This window comes from Levilactobacillus suantsaii (assembly GCF_014069315.1).
GTDB lineage: Bacteria > Bacillota > Bacilli > Lactobacillales > Lactobacillaceae > Levilactobacillus > Levilactobacillus suantsaii.
The window spans coordinates 76,987-101,103 of sequence record NZ_CP059603.1; the positions used below are offsets into that span (position 1 = coordinate 76,987).

The 24,117-nt window shown below is 51.8% G+C and carries 22 protein-coding genes; 8 read left to right on the top strand and 14 right to left on the bottom strand.

The window, feature by feature from the left end; genetic code table 11:
• The first annotated feature begins 19 nt into the window (after positions 1 to 19).
• Together H3M12_RS00405 and H3M12_RS00410 are read left to right on the top strand one after the other, a co-directional pair.
• Positions 20 to 532, top strand: a complete 513-nt coding sequence (locus H3M12_RS00405; RefSeq protein ID WP_129032059.1) for a Fur family transcriptional regulator — start codon at positions 20 to 22, stop codon at positions 530 to 532.
• Between the two features lie 426 nt (positions 533 to 958).
• Positions 959 to 1,855, top strand: coding sequence for a peptidoglycan recognition protein family protein (locus H3M12_RS00410; protein WP_233449191.1), 897 nt, complete (start codon positions 959 to 961; stop codon positions 1,853 to 1,855).
• Positions 1,856 to 2,146: 291 nt separating this feature from the next.
• Here the strand turns inward: H3M12_RS00410 and H3M12_RS00415 are convergent, their stop codons facing one another.
• Entirely contained in the window at positions 2,147 to 2,926 is a 780-nt protein-coding gene (locus H3M12_RS00415) for a YibE/F family protein (protein WP_129032061.1), read from the bottom strand.
• A complete protein-coding gene (locus tag H3M12_RS00420; RefSeq protein WP_182150767.1) occupies positions 2,923 to 4,041 on the bottom strand; it encodes a YibE/F family protein in 1,119 nt (372 codons plus the stop codon). Before H3M12_RS00420 ends, H3M12_RS00415 begins: the two co-directional genes overlap by 4 nt.
• A gap of 220 nt (positions 4,042 to 4,261) precedes the next feature.
• Here H3M12_RS00420 and H3M12_RS12970 point away from each other — a divergent pair, with 220 nt between their 5' ends.
• Positions 4,262 to 4,387, top strand: a complete 126-nt coding sequence (locus H3M12_RS12970) for a hypothetical protein (protein ID WP_263853898.1) — start codon at positions 4,262 to 4,264, stop codon at positions 4,385 to 4,387.
• 67 nt (positions 4,388 to 4,454) lie between these two features.
• Here the strand turns inward: H3M12_RS12970 and H3M12_RS00425 are convergent, their stop codons facing one another.
• The gene (locus H3M12_RS00425; RefSeq protein WP_129032065.1) at positions 4,455 to 4,880 is read right to left on the bottom strand and encodes a universal stress protein; all 426 of its coding nucleotides are present in this window, start codon (positions 4,878 to 4,880) and stop codon (positions 4,455 to 4,457) included.
• A 214-nt stretch (positions 4,881 to 5,094) separates the two neighbouring features.
• Here H3M12_RS00425 and H3M12_RS00430 point away from each other — a divergent pair, with 214 nt between their 5' ends.
• The 3 genes from H3M12_RS00430 (at position 5,095) to H3M12_RS00440 (ending at position 8,944) form a co-directional block, all read left to right on the top strand.
• Positions 5,095 to 5,976: a hypothetical protein gene (locus H3M12_RS00430; protein ID WP_129032067.1), complete on the top strand. Its 882-nt coding sequence runs from the start codon at positions 5,095 to 5,097 to the stop codon at positions 5,974 to 5,976.
• Positions 5,977 to 6,292: 316 nt separating this feature from the next.
• Positions 6,293 to 6,790, top strand: coding sequence for a MarR family transcriptional regulator (locus H3M12_RS00435; protein WP_129032069.1), 498 nt, complete (start codon positions 6,293 to 6,295; stop codon positions 6,788 to 6,790).
• A gap of 201 nt (positions 6,791 to 6,991) precedes the next feature.
• Positions 6,992 to 8,944, top strand: coding sequence for a M13 family metallopeptidase (locus tag H3M12_RS00440; RefSeq protein ID WP_182150768.1), 1,953 nt, complete (start codon positions 6,992 to 6,994; stop codon positions 8,942 to 8,944).
• A gap of 93 nt (positions 8,945 to 9,037) precedes the next feature.
• Here the strand turns inward: H3M12_RS00440 and H3M12_RS00445 are convergent, their stop codons facing one another.
• From H3M12_RS00445 to H3M12_RS00490, 10 genes are all read right to left on the bottom strand, one after another.
• Positions 9,038 to 10,045 (bottom strand): LacI family DNA-binding transcriptional regulator, encoded by a 1,008-nt coding sequence (locus H3M12_RS00445; RefSeq protein WP_182150769.1) that lies wholly within the window; start codon positions 10,043 to 10,045, stop codon positions 9,038 to 9,040.
• A 32-nt stretch (positions 10,046 to 10,077) separates the two neighbouring features.
• A complete protein-coding gene (locus H3M12_RS00450) occupies positions 10,078 to 11,541 on the bottom strand; it encodes a UDP-glucose--hexose-1-phosphate uridylyltransferase (RefSeq protein WP_129032075.1) in 1,464 nt (487 codons plus the stop codon).
• On the bottom strand, positions 11,541 to 12,545 hold the full coding sequence (gene galE, locus H3M12_RS00455) for a UDP-glucose 4-epimerase GalE (RefSeq protein ID WP_129032077.1): 1,005 nt from the start codon (positions 12,543 to 12,545) through the stop codon (positions 11,541 to 11,543). Before galE ends, H3M12_RS00450 begins: the two co-directional genes overlap by 1 nt.
• 47 nt (positions 12,546 to 12,592) lie before the next feature.
• Complete coding sequence (locus H3M12_RS00460) at positions 12,593 to 13,762, bottom strand: galactokinase (protein WP_182150770.1); 1,170 nt, start codon at positions 13,760 to 13,762, stop codon at positions 12,593 to 12,595.
• Positions 13,763 to 13,912: 150 nt separating this feature from the next.
• Positions 13,913 to 15,346, bottom strand: coding sequence for a glycoside-pentoside-hexuronide (GPH):cation symporter (locus H3M12_RS00465; protein WP_129032081.1), 1,434 nt, complete (start codon positions 15,344 to 15,346; stop codon positions 13,913 to 13,915).
• Between the two features lie 35 nt (positions 15,347 to 15,381).
• Positions 15,382 to 15,627: a hypothetical protein gene (locus H3M12_RS00470; RefSeq protein WP_182150771.1), complete on the bottom strand. Its 246-nt coding sequence runs from the start codon at positions 15,625 to 15,627 to the stop codon at positions 15,382 to 15,384.
• Positions 15,628 to 15,994: 367 nt separating this feature from the next.
• A complete protein-coding gene (locus H3M12_RS00475) occupies positions 15,995 to 16,234 on the bottom strand; it encodes a hypothetical protein (RefSeq protein WP_129032085.1) in 240 nt (79 codons plus the stop codon).
• Positions 16,235 to 16,315: 81 nt separating this feature from the next.
• A complete protein-coding gene (locus tag H3M12_RS00480; protein ID WP_129032087.1) occupies positions 16,316 to 18,049 on the bottom strand; it encodes a phospho-sugar mutase in 1,734 nt (577 codons plus the stop codon).
• A gap of 77 nt (positions 18,050 to 18,126) precedes the next feature.
• A complete protein-coding gene (locus H3M12_RS00485; protein ID WP_129032090.1) occupies positions 18,127 to 19,146 on the bottom strand; it encodes an aldose epimerase family protein in 1,020 nt (339 codons plus the stop codon).
• Positions 19,147 to 19,322: 176 nt separating this feature from the next.
• Positions 19,323 to 21,044: a phosphoenolpyruvate carboxykinase (ATP) gene (locus tag H3M12_RS00490; protein ID WP_129032092.1), complete on the bottom strand. Its 1,722-nt coding sequence runs from the start codon at positions 21,042 to 21,044 to the stop codon at positions 19,323 to 19,325.
• A 243-nt stretch (positions 21,045 to 21,287) separates the two neighbouring features.
• Here H3M12_RS00490 and H3M12_RS00495 point away from each other — a divergent pair, with 243 nt between their 5' ends.
• Positions 21,288 to 22,109, top strand: coding sequence for an SDR family NAD(P)-dependent oxidoreductase (locus H3M12_RS00495; protein ID WP_129032094.1), 822 nt, complete (start codon positions 21,288 to 21,290; stop codon positions 22,107 to 22,109).
• Between the two features lie 93 nt (positions 22,110 to 22,202).
• On the opposite strand, the gene H3M12_RS00500 is transcribed toward H3M12_RS00495, so the two are convergent.
• Complete coding sequence (locus H3M12_RS00500; protein WP_129032097.1) at positions 22,203 to 23,633, bottom strand: MFS transporter; 1,431 nt, start codon at positions 23,631 to 23,633, stop codon at positions 22,203 to 22,205.
• Positions 23,634 to 23,850: 217 nt separating this feature from the next.
• Between H3M12_RS00500 and H3M12_RS00505 the strand changes: the two genes are divergently transcribed.
• Positions 23,851 to 24,027 carry a hypothetical protein gene (locus tag H3M12_RS00505; RefSeq protein ID WP_170954949.1) on the top strand — a complete coding sequence of 59 codons (177 nt, stop codon included), beginning with the start codon at positions 23,851 to 23,853 and terminating at the stop codon, positions 24,025 to 24,027.
• Positions 24,028 to 24,117: the final 90 nt, after the last annotated feature.

A 24,117-nucleotide genomic window follows, 5' to 3' on the forward strand; every position in this document is an offset into this window, starting at 1 on the left:
TTATAAGGAGGAAATCACAATGGCCCAACCCAATGAATTGCTCGCTCAGGCGTTAAAAACCTTGAAGGAGCACCATATTCGGGTCACCCCGCAACGTCGTACCATCTTGACGTATCTGGTGACCCACCACAATCACCCCGCAGTCGACACGATTTACACGGCTTTGACCGCTGAACAACCGAACCTCAGCATGGCCACCATCTACAACACCTTAAACCTCTTGGTCGATCTGGGAATTGTGATTGAGCTGCCAAACGATGCCGGCGGGGTGCGCTACGATTTTTACGGCCAACCCCACTATCATGTTATCTGCGAAAATTGTGGCAAAATCACCGACGTCTTCACCTCGGACTTTGGTCAATTGGAACAGCAACTCAACCGCGAAGCCAGTGAAAAGACCGGTTACCTGGTCACCAGCAACCACGTGGAAGTCTACGGTTTATGCCCTGAATGTCAACAGAAGTTGCATATCGATCCCACTCGTCAGGAGTGGACGCAAGGTGACCGTTTAAAGATGGTCGACCCCCAATAAAACCGCAACTTAGGAATTATTACATTTAGGTTACAGTCGTCGTGGAGTTTTAATCTATTTGCAAACACCCAAAACAAAGCCCGTTATTAGTGATATTAACCATGTAATATTGGCGTCAATCCCCGTCATAGCAGTTGTCGTAGACTCCTTTTCCGGATATAGTAAGGGATGAAGTGTAAAATGACGACGCAATTGTACGGACAATTGCCAACAATAGGTTACAGATTTGAGGGATGATTCGGGTGAAAATGCATACAGCGCTTTTGACTGTCCTGGCGACGGTCGGTCTAGCCGGTGTCTTCGGTGGGACGACTACGACGGCCAACGCTAGTTCAAAAGTTAACAACTATATTAACAGTAAAAATTACAAGCCAGCCAAGGTCACAAAATCCATCTGGAGTGGCTTTCCAAAGTACAAATACCGACATGGTAAGGGGGAAACCAGAAGGCGTCGTGGTCCACGAAACGGCCAACCCGTCCTCAACTATCTACAACGAAATTTCTTATATGAAGCGTAACTATAATAATGCCTTTGTGCACAGTTTCGTGGACGCTTCGCACATCATCAACATCGCCAACACTAACTACCTCGCCTGGGGCGTTGGCTATCCGGGGAACGCGCGGTTCATTCAATTCGAACAGATTGAAGTCCACAGTAAATCCGCCTTCGCTCGTGAGGTCAACAACGCTGCTTGGTACACTGCCTCGTTATTGAAGCAGTATAACTTGAAGCCCAACGACGCCGCTTACGATGGTAAGGGAACGGTTTGGTCTCATAAATCCGTGGCTAAGCACCTCGGGGGCTCGAGCCATACCGATCCGGACGGCTACTACGCTAGCGCCGGTAAGAAGTATTTCGGCCAAAAGTACACCATGGCCGCCTTTTACCAGTTGACCAAGAAGTACTACAAGTCCTTGACCACTAAGAGCCACGTTAAATTGACCACGGCAACTTATAAGTCCGTCGACAAGCAGGCCAAACTCAGCAGCAAGTACTCGAAGTACTACCTGTACAACCACGTTAAGGGCGCCAACAAAAACGCCAAGCGCCTCAAGTGGTCGAAGATCTCGCCTAAAGTGGGCAAGACCTACTATATCGACATGACGGCCAAGAAGAAGTCGACTAAGACTACCTGGTACCGGATCAAGCCTTCCAAGAACAGTAGCAAACGTTACTGGGTCTACTCGAAGGTCCTGACGGGTATCAAGAACGTGCCGACCGAAACGGTTAGTGCCACTAACGCGGCCATTACGCCTTCCGCCGACAGTAGCAGTACTGCAAGCAGTAGCGCTTCGACCAGCAGTAGTAGTGCTAGCAACTAAACTCGAATTCAACTCAGGACCCCGGATTTTTCCGGGGTCCTTTTTCTATCCCCCAAAGGCTACCATCAGGCTAGCAATCGATGCCTCACCAACCGAGTTATCGATAGTCGTAATATTTTAGCTGTCGAATTATCGGGACCAGCATACCACACCCATCTGCCAGACAGTATGCCCACCCCCGCCAGAATGGGGCACTTCGCGATGGTGACTGCTGGTAATCATCCCCTAAAGCGACGCAAAACGGGCGCGAAGGCTTGTCTTCGCGCCCGTCCCTTTAATTTTATGAGTGAGTTAACTTTCCGTCGAATCTTGCGGCCGTTTCCGCCGTAATGCGATGGCCCGGGTCATCACCCAAGTGGTGATGGGCACCGTCAGTAAGACACTGAACATCGCAAAGAGAACCATCAAGACCTCCGCAACAAAAATCTTATCGTTCAAGATTTCGCCGAAGGAATAGTTCACGCCGGTAAACCAGATAAACAACGCCAAAAAGCCCCCAAAGAATCCGAAAAACAAGGTGTTGAAGGTGGTCCCAATAATCTGCTTGCCCACCGTGATGCCATCGCCAAACAGGGCCTTCATAGTCACCTGCGGGTGTTGTTCGAGGATTTCACTCAACCCCGCAGAAATCGCCATCGCGGCCTCCGCAATCGCCCCCAGCGTACTGAGAATCGCCGTGGCCATAGTAACTTGAACGAAGCTGATGCCGACCAGTACCGAAAGGCCTTCCAGATCTTCACTGTCTTCGGGTCCAAAGCCCTGGACCAGCGCCCAGTGTTCGACCGGAACAATCAGCAAGACCAGCACGACTAAGACGCCGACTGACGCCAGAAAGGCAACCGTACTGGACAAGTCGTCACCACTACTCATGAAGATGGTCAACGCGAGAACTAGAACTCCCACGACCAGCGTCACGATCAACGGTGAGAAGTGAAAGGCCACCAGCACGATGGCTAAGAAAAGCAAGCCGAAGTTGAGAATCAAGGCAAAAAACGCCTGGGCTCCCGCCTTGCCCCCCACTAAAATCATCAGGAGCAATAAGAGCAATCCTAAGACCGTAATCGTACTCATGCGTGCACCTCCTCTTGCGGCAGCCAACGACTAGCCAAGTAACTGGCCAGTGGCACTGCCAACACGATGCCAATCCCACTGATCAGGCTTTGAACAACTCCCATCGACATGTTCATCGAGAAGGTGTAGCCCCAGCTATTGCCATTTTTGAGGTATAGCAACGCCATGGGAAAAGTATCAGCCACAAAAATAAAGAACAAGACATTGATGAGCGGCCCCATGATGGTGCTTCCAATCTGACGGCCGGAAAGAAAAATCTGGCGAGGCGTCAACTGCGGCCGTTCACGTTTCAACGCGTAGAGCGATGAGATGATGTCGGTCGATTCGTCCATCACCGCCCCCAAAGACCCTAGCAGCGTCTCCGCGATAAACAAGGGGCGTGGTAACTGCGTGACGTACTGCATCGATTCGTAATACATCCCCTTTTCGTGGGTCAGGTGAAAGACCACCAACGCCACGAGAATCGAGCACAGGGTCCCACCTAACGTCGTCATTAACGTGATGACCATCTGGCGGGTCCACCCCAAAACCAGCCACAGTGTTACGGCCGCAAACGCCACGGCCAAACTTCCGAAAATCCAGAGGACTTGGGCGCCCTGCGTCGACCCATTCAACAGAATGGCTAAGAAAAACAGCACGCCATTGGCCGCCACACTCAAGAAGGCCATCAAGCCACTCGTCTGCATTATCAGCAACAGTAAGCCGACCACTAGCCACAGCATGAAGACTAGTGGTGTGTCTCGTTTCTTATCCTTGACCATGGCGTGGAGCTGCTGGCCACTTCTGTGCACCACCACGAAGAGTTGACTCCCCACATGGTAGCGTTGATCCATAGCTCCCGAAGTCGAATACGTATTCGTCAACGTCACCCGTTGCCCGCGGCGTTTAGTATTCAACAAGTGCCCCGTCAGTTTTTGTTTGGTCTGATGGTCAACGTTTTGAAAATCGTCCGTTTCCTTAGTGGTCTGTTGTTTTTGCACGGCCGTAACTTGCAAAATGGGATCCTGGTAGAGCCGCGCATCGTGTGCGGTCCCCCAAACCAAAAGGCCGCCAATGAAAAGAACCAGTAACCAGGCCCACCAGGTCACCCGATGTTTTTTATTGAATCCTTGCAACCTTGTCCCCTCCAAAAAAGACTATCCGTCCCGTTATTAGTCCGTTAATTTACTGCACATACGTCCAATATACCACTTTACTTTGACAGCACGGCAACTCCTGGTAAAACTTAACCAAATCGAAGTGGCCCCCCTCAATTATGGGAAAGCCTTGCAATTTCAAGCGGAATCCAGTAGAATAGTAGCCGATTGTTATTTTAATTAAGCGAGGGTTTATACCATGAGAAAAGCACATCCAAATGGCGTACAAGGCCGGCGGAAGGTTAACCGTAAAAAGGACCGGAAGCGGCAAGGCGAAATTTCTGACCTCCAACGTTGGTTGAAGGGCGAAATCAAAACCAAGTAATCGCCAATGACCAAAAAGAGCCGGGACGGTTGTCCCGGCTCTTTTTCTATCCTTTAATTTCGTCAAGTTAATCGACGACTAACACGCTGGTCTTGGCGTTACGGACCACGTAAGCAGTAGTCGACCCCATGATGGCCCGACCTAACCCGTGGACCCCTGAGCGGCCAATGACCGTCAGACTGGTGTTTAAATCCTTAGGCAGAGTCGTGGCGATGGTTGGTTTTGGCAACCCCACTTTGAAACTGGTCTCGACCGGAACGCCGGCGTCTTCGACTTCCTGGACCGCACTATCCAGGAACTTCGTCGCTGCGTCCTTAAAGTGCGTGACGATTTCACTACCAAATTCCGCCCCGTAATGGGCGTAAGTCTGGTCACTGGCGACGGAAACGATGAACAGTTTCGAGCCGAGTTTCTGGGCTAATTTAATGGCCTCCACCAGTGCAGCGTGGGCGTTTTTACTTCCATCCATCGGGACCAAAATCCGATCATACATGCTATCCCGTCCTTTCCATAATCCGGTGTCGGTGACATCGCTTTCAACACCTTTATCATACCAATAAACGTTAAATTATGGAAGTAACCATCTGACTTTTCCCCCGCTCAAGTCCCCTGGTTCTTGGTGGCCCTAACCTTTTTAGTCCCCGGAACGGCGCGACTTGTGGTAAGATGTAGCAAGACTTTACACGATAAGGATGGCGTTATTCTCCATGAAAAAACTACTCACGGGTGCCCTTGGACTCCTAGCCCTAGTCCTCGCGGGGTGCTCTAATTCACTCACCACTAGCAAAACAACGTATCACCCCACGGCCCTCACCGCCGTGGTCAAAGGCACGGCCAAGGGTGACCAGGTGACCTACCAAGTTAAGGGACACGCAAAACAAACCGCCCCCATCAAGGCCGGCAGTTACTTTTTCCAGGTTCCCGCGGCGACAAGTGACCAGGACGTTAAGGTCTCCAGTGGTAGCGCCCACAAGACCATTACGGTCAAGGGAACTCAGGCTTTAGGCACCTACCACAAACTCGCGACCCAATATAACCAACTCGTCATTGCCAGTCACCTGCCGACCAAGGTTCAAAAACAACTCCAAACGGCCAAAAAGAACCAGGCCAAGACCAAGCGTCAACTAGAAAAATTAGCTCAAAGCAACCCCACTGCCGCCGCAGCTGCCGCTAAAAAACAACAGGCTGCAGCTAAAAAGCTCAAGCAACAAACGGCCAAAGAAAAACAGGCCGCCAAAGACGAGTTGCTGCCGACAACGGCCAAGGATGGGATTCATAACCTGGTCAAGACAAACGGCGTCACATTACGCGCCAACGTCCAACAGGGTAAGCTGATGGGCATCGCGCAGATCACGTCCACTAAAAAGGTGAAGACCAAGGTGGGGCAACGTCAATTTGGGACCACCTTTGCCTTGCTGGGTACGACCTTAAAAGCCCACCCCAAGACCGTGATGAAGAAGTTCAAACAGGTCTTAAAGGACGCCAAAGCCAACAGTAGCTCAACTAAGACCAAAACCATTCGGTCTAACGGCATCCGCTTCAACACCGGTTTTTCGACCGATAATCTTTACATCTACATGACCAAATAGGCTCTCAATTACTCACCATCTGAACGTCTCCGGTAATCTGTCGGGGACGTTTTTTTCATGCCACCAGTCAACGGCCCCATCATCGGTCTGCTCTCAAAACGATTCGGCAAACTAATCCCGTCCCCACACGGTCTTTCCAAGACCAATTAGATAAAAAGCTGAGCTTTCTTAACCCACCGCAATAAAGTGTAATCATTTTCATCCCCGTCGATAGTGCCGCATAATGACCGTAAGCTGTGCTAGTGACGACGAGGCATCATGTCGTTTCGGAGTCACCTAAACCGGCCAAAACATTTTTCTACTAGGGGGAGTCAGTATGCAAAGCGAGGAGAGAGTATTTGAGACATTCTTACGACAGTATCGAGAAATCTTCTGCGTCTTGATCAACGCTGCCGAACAGATTACGGGGCAATACTCACTGAGTTTCGAACAATATCTACTGTTAAAACAGATTCATGAACAGCGTAACATCACCTTGAGTGAACTGGCGGACGATACACGAACCACCCGTTCAGCGGCCGCCCGGAAACTGCGGGCCCTCTTACTCGATGGTTACGTGGAACAAGAAGCTAAGATGGACGACCGGCGTGTGAAGTACCTGCGGTTGACCCCAAAGGGCACCCGGGTCGAAGACGATATCCACCAAGTCTTTTTGCAAAGCGCCCATACTTGGAACGAACTACCTTCCGATTTGGATCCGGAAGCTATCACCGATTTCTTCACTCACTACCAAGCCAACGTCGCACTTTGGAACCGGAACCGGCCAAAGTTCCACCGGCCAGTGGTTCGGGTGCGCCATCAAGCCGAGGAGTAATCACGCTTGGCGGCTAAAAGGTGGGAGACCAAGAAGAGCCGGGCTTTAGTCCGCCAGCCACCTTGGTCCCCCACCTTTTTCGTGCTCACCGGCCAACCGAACTCCCCCTATTATGAGATTTTGATGATAAAACAGTTCCCTTTCCAGCCTAAGTGGGTTACCCTATGATTAATGATATTATTTTTTAAGGAGGACTTTCGTATGCACAACACTCATTTTGCTGCCGGCAATCCCGGTAGTGCCACGACTTTTCCCATTGACGAATCGCAATTGAACCAGGACCTCTACGACGCCGTCAACGGGCAATGGGCCAAGCAAGCCACCATCCCCGCCGACCACTCTTCGACTGGGGGCTTCATGGATCTGGTCGACAACATCGAACACACCTTGATGACCGATTTCGATGACCTCTTGGCTGGCAAATTGACACCAGCCAATTCAGAAATGGCCGAATTCAAGAAGTTTTACGCGTTAGCCTTGGACACGGCCGCCCGCGATAAAGCGCAAGCTACACCCTTAAAGCCGTTTTTGGCCTCAATCGAAGCCCTTCACAGCTTCGCTGATTTAAACGCCAAGCTGCCTAAGTTCTATCGACAAGGTATCCCAACACCAGTCACGTTGGTGGTCGAACCGGACATGAAAGATACCAGCAACTACGCGCTGTACGTCGACGCACCGAACTTGATTTTGCCCGATAAGACCTACTACGCTAAGGACAATCCGGCAGCCAAGCAATTATTGCCGATTTACACGCAGATGGCGACGAAGCTCCTGACCATGGTGGGGTACTCGGCTGACGACGCCCAACGCTTAGTTGACCAGACCAAGCAATTCGATGCCTTGATTGCACCACACGTGAAGTCGTCCGAGGAAGCAGCCGACTACGTCAAGGATTACAACCCCTTCCCGTTAGCGACCGTAGCGGCTAAGACCGATGCCCTTGATTTGACGGCTACCATCACCGAACTCTTACATGACACCCCCGACCAGGTCATCTTGCCGCAACCGACCTACTTTGACGCTTTAAGCGACTTGTTGACGCCAGCCAACTTCACGTTAGTTAAGAGCTGGATGCTGGTTAAGACCGTGCTATTTGCCAGTGCCACGCTAAGTGAGGACTTCCGTCAAGTCGGCGGGACTTATAGCCGGGCCTTGTCCGGACAAAAGCAAGCCCGTTCGCCGAAGAAGGCGGCCTACTACTTAGCTAGTGGCTACTTCAGTCAAGTCGTCGGCGACTATTACGGTCGCAAGTACTTCGGTGAAACTGCTAAGGCTGACGTCCGTAAGATGGTGGTCAAGATGGCTGGGGTCTACCAAAACCGCTTGAAGACCAACGACTGGTTGAGCAGTGCGACCCGGCAAAAGGCCATCGTCAAACTCCAAAAACTGACTATCAAGGTTGGCTATCCGGATAAGATCGACCCGCTCTTCGCTAAGTTCAAAGTCGATACCACTAAGACACTCTTCGAAAACGCACAGGCTTTCGACGAAATCGCGCTTGAAGAACACTTCGGTCACTGGGGTCACCCCGTCGACCGTGACAAGTGGGACATGAGTGCCAACACGGTCAACGCCTACTATTCTCCTTCGAACAACGAAATCGTCTTCCCCGCAGCTATCCTGCAAAAGCCGTTCTACAGTCTCGAACAATCCAGTAGCACCAATTATGGCGGCATCGGGGCGGTCATGGCTCACGAGATCTCCCACGCCTTCGATAACAACGGATCACAGTTCGACGAGTTTGGGAACCTGAACAACTGGTGGACCGCCGATGATTTGGCCCACTTCAAGGACCTCTCGCAGGCCATGATCAAGGAATTCGACGGTATCGAATTTGCGGGTCAAAAGGTCAACGGGAAGCTGACCGTCTCCGAAAATATCGCCGACGCTGGAGGCCTGAGCTGTGCCCTAGAAGCTGCCAAATCAGCGGACGACGTCGACTTACGGGCCTTCTTTATCAACTGGGCCAATGTTTGGCGGATGAAGGCAACGACCGAATACATGCAGCTGCTGTTGTCGATCGACGTCCACGCCCCAGCAAAACTACGGGCCGACGTCCAGGTCAAGAACCTCGATGACTTCTACACCACCTTCAACGTCCAACCAGGTGATGGGATGTACTTGAAGCCGGCCGACCGGGTCAAAATTTGGTAAGCCATTCCAAAAAAAGCTTAGCACCATTAAAATAGACGTTTCAGACAAGCCTCAATCGAGACTGTCCGAAACGCCTATTTTTAATTGTTAGCCTTAATCTGAACGGGTACTTTCCCGCAAAACCAACCGTGTTCCCACGGTCACCCGCTGGGGCGTGTGTCGTCCCGTCCGGATTCGATTTTCAATCATATCCACGGCGGTGGTCCCCATCAGTTCGGTATTGACGTGCACGCTGCTTAATTCGGGGAAAACGTAACGGGCAATCGTGGTATCGTTAAACCCAATCACGCTGACCCGTTGCGGGACCGCGACTTGCGCTTCACGCAAGGCTTTCAAGGCCCCCGCTGCCATCGGATCATTCGTCACAAAGAACGCCGGTGGTAACTGGTCACCTAACATCACAATCGCTCGTTTCATCTGCTGATACCCCGAATCGTTGGTGTAATTGCCTGCAAAGACCAAGTGGTCGTCATAGGTCCCTTGCGCCTGTAGCAAGCGTTTAAAGACCTGATATCGTGGGTCGATTAATCGACATTGATGGTCAGTTGACCATTCCGTGCCGTGCAGCAAGCCGATTCGGGTCTGCCCGTGCTGGGTAAAGTGGTCGACCACCTGTTGGACAGCAATATCAAAATCAGTGACTACGCTGTCGTACCCCCGCTCTAGCTGATCCTGGTCCACGAAGACCAGGTTGGGCGTCAAGCTGGCGAGCGCGGTGACCTGTTGCGGACTAAACTTCCCGATTGCGATGATGCCATCGACGTCCGTATCAATCTTGGTCAAATCATTTTTGAACGTCCGCATCGTGAGCAAATGCCGCTGTTCACTACGCTTTTCTAACCCGAGACGAATCGACATATAATACAGGTCATCAAGTTCCTTAGCCTTAGAGTACCATTGAACGACGGCAATTTTTAGTGGCTTACCCGTTACGGCCGTTCGCCGCTTCAACTTCGCGTAATTGAGGTTCTCCGCGACTTCGAAAATTTGCTTTCTGGTCTGGTCACTGACGGATAACGTCCGGTCGTAATTTAAGACCCGCGAAACCGTCGCCAGTGAGACCCCGACCGTCTGGGCAATATCCTTTAACGTTGCTGCCATCGTTCTCGCCTCCCTTATGCCGGATTAATAGCTTATAGTTGGGCCAAGAATCGGTCCAACGCCGCTTGGCCGGTCGCGTTTCGTTTGAAGACCCCGGCATCAGCCAGGACCCGCGCGAACGTCTTACCAATTTCTTGGTGGACGATTTGTTGCACGTTGGCGGTCGTTACGTCGTTATCTTGCTTAATCGTGTCGGCCCAAGCCCGATGCATGTCGGCAATCTGGTTTGGTTGCCCAACCAAGTACTTCTGCACTTCAGCCATCTCGGTCTTCAACCGGGCCGGTAAAATAGCTCGGCCCATGACCTCGATCAGACCAATGTTTTCTTTCTTGATATGTTGTACGTCCTGATGCGGGTGGAAGATGCCATCCGGATACTTCGCGGACGTTTGGTTGTCCCGTAAGACCAGGTCCAACACGTAGTCGTCACCATCCCGGTACGCAATTGGCGTGACCGTGTGATGCCGCGTGTCATCGGTGTAGGCCCGCACATCCACGCTTTCATCGGAATAGATTTTCCAACTCGCCATGATTTTGACCGCCGCCGTCACTAGCTCTTCAGGATGGGCCCCGCGTAATCGTAAATCGGTCATTGGCCACTGAACAACGCCGGCCGTAACGCCGGGAACGTCCAAATCAAATTCACGGTCTAACGGCGCCTTCATCATCGGGAAGGTGTGTTTGCCCCCCTGATAATGGTCGTGACTGAGCATCGAACCGCCTACGATGGGCAAATCAGCATTACTACCGACAAAGTAAGTCGGGAACTGCCGCACAATCTCCAATAGGTTCGTGATGGCGTGCTGGTCGACCTTCATCGGCCGGTGAATCTGGGACAAGAAGATGGCGTGTTCGGAGAAGTAGGCGTACGGCGAATACTGGAAGCCCCAGATTTCACCACCGAGCATCAACCGCACAATGCGGTGATTGCTGCGGGCGGGATAACCCAAGCGGCCCAGGTACCCTTCGTTGGTCATGCACAATTGATCGAGCGGATAACCCGTTTTCGGTTGGTTCCGGGCGGCCGCAATGGCCTTCGGGTCCTTTTCGGGCTTCGACAGGTTAATGGTGATTTCCAACGGGCCCGCCGCCGTGTCGGCATCGAAGACCACGTTGCGCGCAATGTTGCGCGTCTTGATATAGTCGTTAGCCTTGCTCAACTGGTAGAACCAGTCGGTCGCCTTAGTCGGACTTTCCTGATACCGGTCCCAGAAACCGCGATTCAATGCGGATGGCAATGGTGTCATCAAATCCATCAACTGGGCCTCTAAGATTTCACGCTCACTTGGCGTGTCGTTAATCTTACCATGCTCAACGGCCGTGTTGATTAGAGCCGTGACCAAATCAATGGGATTGGCCGCCACCGCAGCCTGCGTCTCACCGTCGCCAATCAACGCGTAGATCCGGTTTTCAACGTATTGGCGGTCTAAGGCCGTGTACGGTGATGGTGACGCCACGATAGCGTCTAAGAATAGTTGTAAGGTGGTTTGAGCCATTACGCGTTCGCCCCCCGGTCAGCGTAACCTTCGGGATGGGATTGTTTCCAGTTCCAAGCAGTCCGGATAATGTCTTCGACGTTGTCGTATTGCGGTTGCCAGTTCAAGACTTTGCGAGCCTTATCGCTGGCCGCAATCAAGGTGCTAGGGTCGCCTGCCCGCCGCGGTGCCATCTTGGCGGGAATCTCCTTGCCGGTGACCTTCCGGGCCGCTTCCAACATCTCTTTGTTGGAAAAGCCGGTCGAAGACCCCAGGTTAAAGGCATCGCTGTCGTGTCCCGCCTTTAGGTATTCGAGCGCTAAGATGTGGGCGTCGGCCAAGTCGACCACCTGCACGTAGTCGCGTACGTTGGTGCCATCCTTAGTCGGGTAATCATCCCCGAAAATCGACAGCTCTTTGCGTTCGCCGGCCGCAACTTGGAGAATGATGGGGACTAAGTGAGTTTCCGGATGGTGATCTTCCCCGATACTACCATCGGGCTTCGCGCCCGCGACGTTGAAGTACCGTAAGGCCACGAACTTGATGCCGTACGCTTTGTCGGACCACCGCATGATCTTTTCCATCATCAGCTTACTTTCTCCGTAAGGATTGGTGGGAATCTGGGGGTCGGTTTCCTTAATCGGAATTTGCTTGGGTTCACCATACGTGGCGGCCGTTGAGGAGAAGACGATGCGCTTGACGTGATGCTTGTTCATGACTTCCAACAGTGAGACCATGCCAGCCGTATTGTTGTCAAAGTACTTCAACGGCTTTTCCATCGACTCAGGTACGATAGAAAAGGCCGCGAAGTGCATGACCCCTTCGATATCTTCCTGGTCGAAAACGTTGTTCAAAAAGTCCTGGTCGCGAACATCGCCCTGATAAAAGCGGGCCTTGGGATTCACGGCGGCGCGGTGCCCCGTGATCAAGTTATCCACGACGGCCACGTCATACCCCTTTTCAATCAACCGATCAACCGCGTGGGAGCCGATATAACCGGCACCACCTAAAACTAAAACTGTCATTGCGTAATTCCTCCTCAATCTATCTTGTGCGTTCAACTCGTTAAACCTTATTTAGTCAATTCGTGAGTCCCGTCGGCTAAGTGCGCGATGTAGAATTCGGCCGGGTGACCAATCTTTTGGTTGTAAGTGTCCCCTACAGCCTGTTCGAAATCCTGCACGTTGCTTTCCTTCACAATGGCAATCGCACAGCCACCGAAACCGGCCCCGGTCATCCGGGCACCTAAGACGCCTGGTTGGGCCCAAGCCGTTTCGACTAACGTGTCAAGTTCTTTCCCGGTCACGGCAAAGTCGTAATGTAATGACACGTGGGACGCGTTGACTAACTTTCCAAACGTGGTCAACTCATTTTTTTGCAACGCATCGAAGGCCCGTAACGTCCGTTGGTTCTCGACGACCGCGTGCCGCGCCCGCTTGATTAACACGTCATCGTTAATCAGATAACTGTTTTCGTCAAATTGGTCATTGTTTAAATCACCTAAAGTTTGAATATCGAGCTTCGTTTGCAGGCGCTTCAAGGCTTCTTCACATTGAGACCGCCGTTCGTTGTACTTCGAATCGGTCAGTTCCCGGCGCTTCTTGGTGTTCATGATAACCACCACGTACCCGTCCATCTTGACCGGAGCGTATTGGTACTTCAACGTGTTGGTGTCCAGTAGGATGGCTTGGTCCTTTTTCCCCATGAAGATGGCGAATTGATCCATGATCCCGGTGTTCAAGCCCAAGTAGTCATTTTCGACTTGTTGCCCGGCCTTGACCAAATCTACCCGGGAGATCTGCTGGTCGTAAGCGTCCAGTAGAATCTGGGCCATCAACATTTCCACCGAAGCGGAAGAGGATAAACCAGAACTATCGGGCAAGTTCCCGTGAACGTAAAGGTCAAACCCTTGGTCGATGGTCTTGCCCTGCTTGGCAAGTTCAAAGAGTAGACCTTTGAAATACTTAGTCCAGTTATCGGCCGGGTCGTAGGTCAAATCGTCGAGTGAAAACTCGATGGTGCCAGCCTTGGGCAGGTTGTCAGAATACATCCGCACCGTCCGGTCATCGCGCTTACTAAAGGCCCCGTAAGTTCCGAGACTGATGGCGGCTGGGAAGACGTGCCCCCCGTTGAAGTCGGTGTATTCACCGATCAAATTGATCCGTCCCGGGGAGAAAAAGACCCGTTGTGGTGTGGCATTAAAAGTTTCTTTATATTCAGATGCAAGGCTGGCATAATCCATGACGATTAACTCCTTTAGAATTTTAGTAAACTTTTACTATAGTTTAACTATACCCAGTAAAAGTTCGTGTGTCAAACAAAAATAAAGCGTTTTCAAAGATGTTTCAAGAAAGAGGTCTCGGTCATTGACCAGAGACCCCCTGCTCACTGATTAGTCTCCGATCTTTTTACCGGCGGCCTTTTCAGCTTTCAACTTCGTTTCGAGTTCCTTAACAATCTTAGCGTGTTCCTTCTCGGTTAACTTGATCTTCGTGAAGTAAATGATTGCGGCCAAGATAATCAAAATCACTGGGATGTAGAAGATGAACATCTTAAATTGTAAGAGGCCACTAGCCGAAATATCACTTGGCTTAGCGTTCCCGGTCATGCCGGATTGCAAAGCCGCTAACATGACGACCCCGTTGGCGAACGCACCGGCCAATTTATCAATCAATGGCCGAACGGACAAGGTGACGGATTCGTTCCGCGTGCCGTTCTTCCATTGACCATACTCAACACTGTCCGTAATGGTCATCAACGCAGCCAAGAAGACCATTGGGTACGGGAAGAAGTAAAAGGCAACCCCGACAAGGACGGAAGTCACGTTAGTTCCTGAGAACAGGAAGATAATGTAACCAATCACCATCACGGCAATACCGCCAATGTAGACCCCTTGTCGAGTGAGCAACTTGACCATGAATGGGAAGAGGACAACGGAAATGACCCCTAAGATCGCGGTGATGACCCCAACGATACTGTAGGCCCCCGCATTCCCAATAACGTAACGGAAATAGTAAAGCAAGAGGGAATTGGTGACAACGTAACCAAAGGCAAACATGAAGTAGGAGAGACCTAACCACATCAACTGGTCGTTTTCCCCAATCGCCTTGAAGACGTCCCGTAACCGGGTCTTCTTGGTGTTTTCCCGTAACAGGTTCTTTTGTTCCTTAGTCCCTAAGGTAATCGCTAACGCCCCTAAGAAGGACACGATGGCGATGACCGTGGCAAAGCCGAACCAACCGGCTCGAGTCTGCGTTTGACCCGTGGCGCCGGAGAACTTCTGACTGAAGAAGTAAACTAACGGCATGACCACGATGATGACCCCTTGGGCCCCTAAAGTGGACCCAAACCGGCCAACGGTCCCGAATTTCGTCCGGGTCGCAGAATCAACACTCAGCGCTGGCAACATTGACCAGAGTGAAATATCTTTGAACGAATAGAAAATATCCAAGATAACAAACACGATGCCAAAGACAATCAGGTAAGCCAAATCGTTGCTGTCGGCCAAGCCACCCAGGCTGGTAAAGATCAGCATCAACGCAACGGCACTAATCAACCCACCACAGAATAACCAGGGCTTGAATTTCCCCCAACGGGTCCGGGTATTATCCACGACCCCACCAATCATGGGGTCAAAGGCAATTTCAATCAACCGAATGATGACCAGCATCGCACTGACCGTCCCAATCATTTTAGCGGAATTGGCGTGGCCAGTGAATAAGACACTGGTAACGAAAATAGGGAAGTAGGTACTCAGCGTGGCATAAAACGCATCGTGCCCGAACGCCCCAAACGCGTATGACGCGTACTGTTTAAATAAATTCACGGTTCTACAACACCTTTCTTCTTGCTATGTTAAGGCTAACCATGATAACGGTGCTCAACTAACTTGCTTAAGATAGCCTCGCGCTGTTGCGCTTTAGCCATGGTAAACCGGCTTTCCTCCAAACTATTGAAATCCTGGGCCAATAACGTGGCCTCTAAGTATAACGTCAATTGACGCTTGATATAGATCTTGTTTTCTTCATCAGGCCGTTGCGCGTTACCACCCAAAACAGCCGCCGCAAACGTCTCTGGATTGAGCTTAATCTTATCGCTGTTTGCCATTTCTAGATCCCTCTTTTCTGCAGATAAACTCGTGACCAAAGTCAACTTAGATGTAAGCGCTTTACGGTTTTAGTTTAGGGGTTTTAGTTAAAAATTACAACCCTAATCCTTGTGCACAATTATACTTAAATCCAGGTGTATCAACGGTCTTACGTAATTGCAACCGGTTGTCTTTTCAAAGTAAAAATTTAGTAAATCTCGTACCTAACGACCGCCGCCAGCCAGTAAACTGGGCGTAGCCGAAATAGTAAAGCGCATCCCCTAAAATAAATGCTTCATTTCAAGGCATGCGCTTCTTTAATTCATTACGATGATTACAACAAGGACCATTAGTTACGCTCAGCCTGAGAACCCGTGGCTAACGGCGCTAATTATAACGATGTTCCATCAGTTTTTTAAGGATATCTTCACGTTGTTGGGCCTTCGCCGCGCTAAAGCGACTCACTTCCAAATGATTAAAGTCTTGGGCTAGCAAGGTCGCCTCTAGATACAGCGTCAGTTGGCGCTTAATATACCGTTTATTTTCTTCTCCGGGTTTTTGGGCGTTGCCACCTAAAACCGCCGCCGCAAACGTTTCTGGATCTAAAGTCATTTTGTCTCTTGCCATGGTCAAAACTCCTTCCCATCTAGTCAGCGACCATCCCCGGCCGCTAACACAGTACCGACACAACATTCAACTGAGAGCCTTTTAGCTGATCGAAGCCACGTAAGTCTTCAGCGCTTGTTCGTAGCTTGCCAACCGCTTTTGCGCCGCAGCGGCCGTCTGGTCACTGGTCCCGATATAGAACTTGACCTTTGGCTCGGTCCCGGATGGCCGGATGCAAATCCAGGTCCCATCGGTCAACCAGTACTTCAAAACGTTGGACTGTGGTAAGTCGATGGCAGTGGTCTGGCCAGTGGCGGTCGTCTTCGTGCTCGTCTGGAAGTCTTCAACGGCTGTGATTGTTTCTCCCGCAAAATCATGCGGTGTATTTTCCCGGAATTCATTCATCAACTTGGCCCGTTGCGCGGCACCATCGACACCCTGGAACTCTTCAAAGGTGGTTTTTTCGGCGTAGTAGCCGTAGGTTGCGTAAAGCTCTTCGATACCGTCGTAGAGGGTCATCCCCCGTTGTTTATAATCCGCCGCCACTTCGGCCAATAAGACCGTCGATTGAATGGCATCCTTATCCCTGACGAACGGTTTGATCAAGTAACCGTAGCTCTCTTCAAACCCAAACAGGAAGGTGTGGTCATGCGTCGTTTCGTACTGGTGAATCTGTTCGGCGATAAACTTGAAGCCGGTCAAAACGTTGGTCGTTTCCACCCCGTAAGCCGCCGCAATCTTGGTGGCGAGCTCGGTCGACACGATTGATTTGACCACTCGGCCGTTAGCGGGCAGGTTCCCTGCCGCTTTCCGGGCTTTCAGAATGTAAGCCAACAGAATCGACGCAATCTGGTTCCCGCTTAATAATTGGTACTCGCCGTCAGGTTGGCGTACCGCAGCCCCTAACCGGTCGGCGTCAGGATCGGTGGCCACTAACAAATCGGCCCCCTGTTTCTTGCCTAAAGCAATCGCCATGTCAAAGGCTTCCGGGAATTCAGGGTTCGGGAAGTCAACCGTTGGAAATTCGGGGTCGGCAATCGCCTGTTGCGGGACCATAGTGAAGTTTTCAAACCCCGCCTTGCGCAGGGCCCGTTCACCAATGACCTTCCCCGTCCCGTGAAGTGGCGTATAAATCAACTTCATGGTCTTACCAACTTGGTCAATCAACTGATGGTTGATCGACACGCTGGCCACGTTTTGTAAGTAAGGTTGGTCGACGTCTTCGCCAATCATGTGCATCACGTTGGCTTGGCGCAACGCCTGTTCATCGGCAGTCTGAATCGCGAAGACATCACTGGCCGACCGGACGAACTTGGTAATCATATCTGAGGCCTTCGGGGGCATCTGCCCACCATCGGGACCATAGATCTTATACCCATTGTATTGCTTCGGGTTGTGACTGGCCGTAATCATGATGCCCATGGCGGTATGCAGGTAGCGCACGGCAAAGGACAGTTCCGGCGTCGGTCGTAAGTCATCAAACACGAAACTCGGAATCTGATGGGCGCCTAAGACCTTCGCCGCTTCGTGAGCAAACTCCGTCGAGTGGTACCGTGAATCAAAGCTGATGGCGACTCCCCGGCGTTTCGTCGCCGTATCGAGGGTATCTAAGTAGCGGGCGACCCCCTCGGTGGCTTGCCGCACCGTGTAGACGTTCATTTGCCCGATACCGGGGCCCATGACGCCCCGCATCCCGGCGGTCCCAAAACTCATCGGGCCACTGAATGCGGCCTCTAAGGCCTGATTGTCTCCCGCCATGGCGTCCAGTTCTTGGCGCACGGTAGGCAACATCGTCGGTTGTTTTTGCCAAACGGCATAGTTTTCTTGCCAACTCAATTCAAATCTCTCCTTCTGCTGGTAACTTTTTAACCCAATATTATCGTACTCGTTTCAAGACCCGCGAACAAACGCCCTTACTTGCGAACATACTGGTAGGCAATCGTATGGGTGATTGACTGATTAGCCGGCAAAATGATGTCCCCGAAATCCTCGTGGTGAATGGCATCAGGTAAGTTCTGGGCTTCCAACGCTAAGGCGTTGTAATCGCGCTTAGCGGCTCGGTCGGGATCTGTGGCGTTCGCCGTGAAGACCACGACGCCGTTTCGGTCCGAATAAATGCGAACTTCCCGGTGCCCCGTGGTATCACCGACCGTGGCAATAGGATTGTCTCCGGGCTTGACTTCAAAGGCATCATCGTATTCGACGCCCCCGTTCTTTGCCAATTGGGCCAAACCATCCTTGATGGTTCGTGCTTCTCGAAAATCGTATCCAGTGCCGGCCACGGCCGCTTTTTCGCCGGTCGGAATCTTCTGGTCGTCTAAGATCAAGTGCTTGTCGGCGTTCAATTTCAACCACTGATGGTCTAAATCGTGCTGGTCGTCCGTCACGTTGAAGTAGGCGTGAATCGTCGGGTTAAACAAAGTCGTCGCGTCACTCTTCCCGGTGAAGGTCACGGTCAACCGATCATTTTCATCTAATGTATAGGTAATCGTCGTGGTCAGATTGCCGGGGTAACGGTCGTCGGTCGTCTTGGACGTATGCGTCAAAACCACGCTGGCCGCGTTGTCGGTTTGGGTCGTCGTGGCATCCCAATTGATGAACAGAAACCCATGCGGGCCACCGTGAATTGCGTTCGGCGCCTCGTTGGCGTCAATGTGGGACGTCACCCCGTTCAGTTCAAACTCAGCGTTCTTGATTCGCCCAGCCACTCGGCCCAGGGCCTGGCAGAGGCAATACGTATTGTCGTCGTAAGCCGCCAGGTCATCCTGGTGAACGGCTAGCTGTTGCCGCCGACCGTCTTCCAGGGCACTAAATTCTTGAAGCGTTGCCGCCCAGGTGAGAATCGCGGCTCTCGTCCCGTGTTGGTTGGTCAAAATATACTTCGTGACTTTTTGTTGGTGAAGTTCGCCAGCAACTTCTTGCGTAATTTGCATAAAACAGGCACCTCCAAAAGATTAAGAATCCGGTTTCATTGTATAATAATCAGCCTTTAAGTACCATCGTTTTCCGAGATTTAGTAAAATTTTACCACCCCACGACGGCTACTTCAGCCCTTAAAAAACCGCTTAAAATCACGATTAACGTCATTTTAAGCGGTTCAATCAATTTTTTAATCTGTCATGAGGACCGCCAACAATGCCTTAGCGGACTCGTTCAACTTATCTTGCGACTTGTCGTTGCCCAGATGAGTGTAGATTTCCCCCACGTAGGTCTGGTCCTTAAAGAACTGGGCGAAGACCGCATCGATGATGGGTTGCGTCGCGGCAGGTTCTTGGACCGGACCAAACGGATTGGCGAAGAAGGTCGTGCTCATCCCCACTTCGTCGGTAGTCCCGAGTGCGCGGCGTTTCCCGGCCACAAAGGTCGCCTTGGCAGTCTCCTGGTCCGTGAAGCGGTGCACCCCGACGGCATCATCGTAGTTGTTGGCGTAGACCCACATGTCGACGTGGTGGTGCGCCACCACCCGGCCCCAGGTGTTGGCAGGGATGATTACTCGGGCGTTGGCCTGTTCGGGATTCATGTAAATGCCTCGGTCCATGTTGGTGAAGGCCACCTCACTGCTCAGGTCGTCGAGCCGGACAAAGGCCCCGGTCTCGGTCCCCTGTGCGTACAAGCCTTCCTGGCTATCCAGGGTGAAACTGCCCATGTCATCGAAGATGGTCTCGATGTTAACGATTTGGTCATCCGCCACGGTCTGTAAGGCTTCGATTGATTCGGACTTACCAGCCCCGGAGTCACCGAAGAAGACCACAGTCTTAGCCTGGCCACTGGCAAAGGTAATTTTGACCATCGCACCGTGAATCGGCAGCCGTTGCCGGACAATCTGGTGGAGGTTGTGCAGCGTCAAACACATCTTCTTCATGTAGCCGAAGTAAGTGGTCTGGTCGTTATACGGGACTTGGCCCACGTAGAGGTCGTTGGCCGCGTCGTAGAAATAGTGCCCGTTTTCTGGGTCGGCATCCCCCGCCGCACTGGGCGACCCAAACAGCAAGATCAGGTCCGGCTTATGATTCAAGACTTCCTGACGGTCGGCCAGTTGAAAGAGGTTCGCCAGTGCTAGTCCAGACGCTAAGTAGTCGCGGTGGAAGTAAATATAAGCCAGGCTAGTCCCAATCTTCGCCGGGTAACACAGCCAATCGGTATAGCCCCCCGTGAAGTTTTTCAGGGGGTTCTCCTGACTAGCCGTGAAGCGGCCTTTGCGCTTGTTGCTCTTGGTATGCAACATCATCGGTGGCCGTAACATCAAACGGTTGATGAAGCGCACGTCACGCAGGGCCTCGTACCCAGCCGGAATGGGCCACTGCACCCGTTGCAGTAACATGCAGGCACTGGTCGCGGCGGCCGTTTGCCGGTAAACGTGGTTGGCATGACCCTGAAGCTTTTCTTCAATCGTTCGGTACAAGCGCAAGACCACGTCGTTGAACCGTTGGTCGATGGTGATGAATTCACTGGCGACCACGTGATTTTGCTGAGTGGTCATCGTGGCCACGCGCAGATAGGACCGATAATACGAGTAGAGGGCCTCAATGCTGTCCAAGATCTCTTTGCGGGAAAAGTGGTCAAAGGCCCGGGGCTGGTCGGTCAACACGTCCTTTAACGTGTCGATATAGGTCGCGGCATCCGTGCAGGCAAAGGTGGTCTCGGCATCGGCAACGGTCGGCAGGTGATCCTGTTGTTCGGTCAAAAACAACGCGACGAACGCGGCAAATTCGGCGCTGTTGATTAGTTCGAAGGTGCTCGACAAAAAGCGGGCACTGTAGTTCAACACGGCAACTTTGCGGTCGGGGGTCGCATAAAAGGTGCGTAAATCAATCGGTGCGGGTACTGGCATAAAAAGGCTCCTCTCATGGTGCTCTCATTATTAGATTAGCCCTCAGTTTAGCGTATTTTCCGCCCAGATGAAAGCCTTTCTTGACCCGGTCTTTGGTTTTGTTGTCAACCGAACTAAACTCCCCTTGCAGCCGTTTGATAGACACCGCCTATCAATTCGCCCCCAAAATCGTATTGGTATTTGCCAAAAGAGCGACTAGCATAGAAAGTGAACGGTTACATAATTTAAAGGAGGATGATGAATATGGCAACTGATTGGCTCGGACTCAAAGATAAAGTGTGCGTGGTCACCGGTGCTATCGGTGGTATGGGCACCAAAATCTGTCACGAACTAGCCGCCCAAGAAGCGACCGTCGTGGCGTTAGATATGAAACGTGACCCCCTCGAAAAATTCGTCAAAGAGCTCAAGACGACTTACCAGACCAACGCCTTAGCCGTGGCCTGCAACGTCACCGACGAAACCAGCGTGCAACACGCCGTTACCCAGGTCAAAGATGCTTTGGACCACGTCGACGTGGTCATCAACACGGCGGGTATCTTAAAATTCGACCCGTTAGAAGACCTCGACTACGCAACCTGGAAACAGGTCTTAGACGTCAACTTGAACGGCTATTACCTAATTACGCACGAATTTGGCAAACTGATGATCGCCCAGAAACACGGGACCTTCGTTCACATCTCAACGGTGGCCAGTGACATTCCCGAAACTTACAGTGGCGCCTACAGCACCAGTAAGGCTGGGGTCAACATGCTCTCAAAGCAGGTGGCGGCCGAATGGGGCATGTTTGGCATCCGCAGTAATGTCTTGGAACCTTGTCTGGTCAAGACGCCGATGTCGGCCGACTTTTACGCCGACCCCAAGGTGGAAAATGGCCGCAAGGCACTGACCGCTAGCAAGCGTATCGGCACCACTCAAGACATCGCTAACGCCATCTTGTTCTTGGCCAGCGACCGTTCCAGCTACATCAACGCGGCGGCTTTACCGATTGACGGTGGCTTTAGCGTGATGATGCAAAACCAGATTCCTAAGCCTGGTGGCCGGCGCGGGTTCGCCGAGACCCACTAACCTCCGACTAAACGAAAGGACGCCGCACGTGATGCCCATTAGGGGCATGCCGTGTGGCGTCCTTTTTTAGTCATTTCTATTTAAGGTCAGGCATCAATCCTGAGCTGCTTGGGCCTTTTGTTTCCGCCCATCGCGCAGCATTGCGGCAAAGATGAAGCCCAGTACCGAGACCACCAAGAAGGTGATGAAAACCCGCCGGTACCCCACGAGGGTCGCGGCAGAAGCCGACATCGTAGCCTTGTGGCTGGCCGTCACGACCGCTAGAATCAAGGTCGCCACGGCAACCCCGGTCGACCCCAGGATTTGCCGCACCGTCGTGATAACCGCGGTCCCGTGTGAAATCAACTGGTCGGGCAGCGAATTAGCCCCCAACGTGACGGCGGGCATCATGACGAAGGCATTGCCCCCTTCAATCAGGGCCGCAATCAAAATCATGACAATCAGCGGTTGCTTGCCGGAGATGATAGCCAGTAAGGCCCAACCGACGACAATCATGCCCATCCCGGTCAACATGGTGCCTTTAAAGCCAATCTTATCGGCTAAGCGTCCGGTCAACGGGTTCAAGAGGCTTAACAAAACGGCCCCAGGAACCAGCGACATCCCGGAAGCAAACGGCGACAGCCCCAAGACGTTTTGGTAGTACAACGGGAAGATAATCGTCACGACGATCAACGCGATGTACGAAGTTCCGGTCAGCAACACGGCCAAGTCAAAGTTGAAAGTCTTTAAGACCCGTAAATCCAGCAACGGTGAGGTGACGTGAAATTGCCGCCAAACGAAGAAGGCAACCAATAGTAAGCTAACGATCAGTAACACACTTTGCGCGCCCCAGTTGACGCCGGTGCTACCAATTTGATTGACTACGTATAAAATCCCGATGAACCCAAGACTGCCAATCACGGAAATGTAATCCAACCGCGACGTTTTTTGGGGCATAACGTCCTTGATCGTCTTGAACGCCACCAAAAAGACTACCGTGATGATCAGCATAAAGACTACGAAGAGTCCCTGCCACGTGGTGTACTTCAACACGATGCCAGAGATAATCGGGCCGACCGCTAAGGCAGACCCCATGACTAACCCGGCGAAGCCCATGACACCGCCCCGTTTATCCTCGGGCGTGATGCGCAACATCACAGTTTGATACGATGGAAACATGATTCCTACGGCCATGGCCTCCATGACCCGGCCCAGTAACATCAGCGGAAAGCTGGTGGCCAGATAAATAATGAACGTCCCCACGTCGAATAAGGCCAACATGCTCATAAATAAAATCGGGAAGCGCAAATTATTCAGTAACCACGGACTGACCGGCATCATCACCACCATGACCAACATGAATCCGGTCGTCAGCCATTGTACGGTCGATGCCGACACGCCAAAGTAACGCATCAACGTCGGGTACGCCGTCGACAAGGACGACTGACTGATGGACATGGTGAAGGTCCCGGCTAGTAGCGTCCAGATGAACGCCAGGTGATTATAGGGTTTCCCCTTCAAATCAATCGATTGTGCTTCTGCCATCTAACCCACTCCTCTAGTTTAGAATTGTTCTTAACTGTTCCATCCTAGCGCTTTTTAGCAGGTCTGTAAACTCACACCGCTCAGCCCAGCCGAAGTTAACCGGCTAGCGCTGGTGATTTTACCAACTGTCCATCCCCGAACCAGCCGTTACTTCCCCGCCTTTTTTTGGTACAATAGAGGTTATGAATGACTAGACTAAAGGAATTGAGGGCACGCTATGGACTTAGTAAGCTATTTACACGATGAAATCAACTTTCTGACCGAACAAATGACGGCCGCCGAAAAGGAGCAGAACAGTTCGATGCGCTTTCTCTGCGACGCCCGAATTGAAGAAGCTAAGCATATTTTAAACAAGATCGACGCTGGCGACATCGACCAACTCACCAAGGGTTAGGCCACTATGACCAGCCCCACACTGGTCCCGCTGATAAACGGTCTGGCGTGGGGCTTTTTGGTTCCGCCTAATCCTGACTTGAAAACTCGC

What these genes read in the sequence shown, in the direction of transcription:
- H3M12_RS00430 (WP_129032067.1), top strand. Translation starts at nt 5,095, where the DNA reads ATGAAAAAACTACTCACGGGTGCCCTTGGACTCCTAGCCCTAGTCCTC.
- H3M12_RS00470 (WP_182150771.1), bottom strand. Translation starts at nt 15,627, where the DNA reads ATGGCAAACAGCGATAAGATTAAGCTCAATCCAGAGACGTTTGCGGCG.
- H3M12_RS00495 (WP_129032094.1), top strand. Translation starts at nt 21,288, where the DNA reads ATGGCAACTGATTGGCTCGGACTCAAAGATAAAGTGTGCGTGGTCACC.
- H3M12_RS12970 (WP_263853898.1), top strand. Translation starts at nt 4,262, where the DNA reads ATGAGAAAAGCACATCCAAATGGCGTACAAGGCCGGCGGAAGGTTAAC.
- H3M12_RS00435 (WP_129032069.1), top strand. Translation starts at nt 6,293, where the DNA reads ATGCAAAGCGAGGAGAGAGTATTTGAGACATTCTTACGACAGTATCGA.
- galE (WP_129032077.1), bottom strand. Translation starts at nt 12,545, where the DNA reads ATGACAGTTTTAGTTTTAGGTGGTGCCGGTTATATCGGCTCCCACGCG.
- H3M12_RS00415 (WP_129032061.1), bottom strand. Translation starts at nt 2,926, where the DNA reads ATGAGTACGATTACGGTCTTAGGATTGCTCTTATTGCTCCTGATGATT.
- H3M12_RS00460 (WP_182150770.1), bottom strand. Translation starts at nt 13,762, where the DNA reads ATGGATTATGCCAGCCTTGCATCTGAATATAAAGAAACTTTTAATGCC.
- H3M12_RS00505 (WP_170954949.1), top strand. Translation starts at nt 23,851, where the DNA reads ATGGACTTAGTAAGCTATTTACACGATGAAATCAACTTTCTGACCGAA.
- H3M12_RS00445 (WP_182150769.1), bottom strand. Translation starts at nt 10,045, where the DNA reads ATGGCAGCAACGTTAAAGGATATTGCCCAGACGGTCGGGGTCTCACTG.
- H3M12_RS00485 (WP_129032090.1), bottom strand. Translation starts at nt 19,146, where the DNA reads ATGCAAATTACGCAAGAAGTTGCTGGCGAACTTCACCAACAAAAAGTC.
- H3M12_RS00425 (WP_129032065.1), bottom strand. Translation starts at nt 4,880, where the DNA reads ATGTATGATCGGATTTTGGTCCCGATGGATGGAAGTAAAAACGCCCAC.
- H3M12_RS00405 (WP_129032059.1), top strand. Translation starts at nt 20, where the DNA reads ATGGCCCAACCCAATGAATTGCTCGCTCAGGCGTTAAAAACCTTGAAG.
- H3M12_RS00440 (WP_182150768.1), top strand. Translation starts at nt 6,992, where the DNA reads ATGCACAACACTCATTTTGCTGCCGGCAATCCCGGTAGTGCCACGACT.
- H3M12_RS00450 (WP_129032075.1), bottom strand. Translation starts at nt 11,541, where the DNA reads ATGGCTCAAACCACCTTACAACTATTCTTAGACGCTATCGTGGCGTCA.
- H3M12_RS00475 (WP_129032085.1), bottom strand. Translation starts at nt 16,234, where the DNA reads ATGGCAAGAGACAAAATGACTTTAGATCCAGAAACGTTTGCGGCGGCG.
- H3M12_RS00500 (WP_129032097.1), bottom strand. Translation starts at nt 23,633, where the DNA reads ATGGCAGAAGCACAATCGATTGATTTGAAGGGGAAACCCTATAATCAC.
- H3M12_RS00410 (WP_233449191.1), top strand. Translation starts at nt 959, where the DNA reads ATGGTAAGGGGGAAACCAGAAGGCGTCGTGGTCCACGAAACGGCCAAC.
- H3M12_RS00490 (WP_129032092.1), bottom strand. Translation starts at nt 21,044, where the DNA reads ATGCCAGTACCCGCACCGATTGATTTACGCACCTTTTATGCGACCCCC.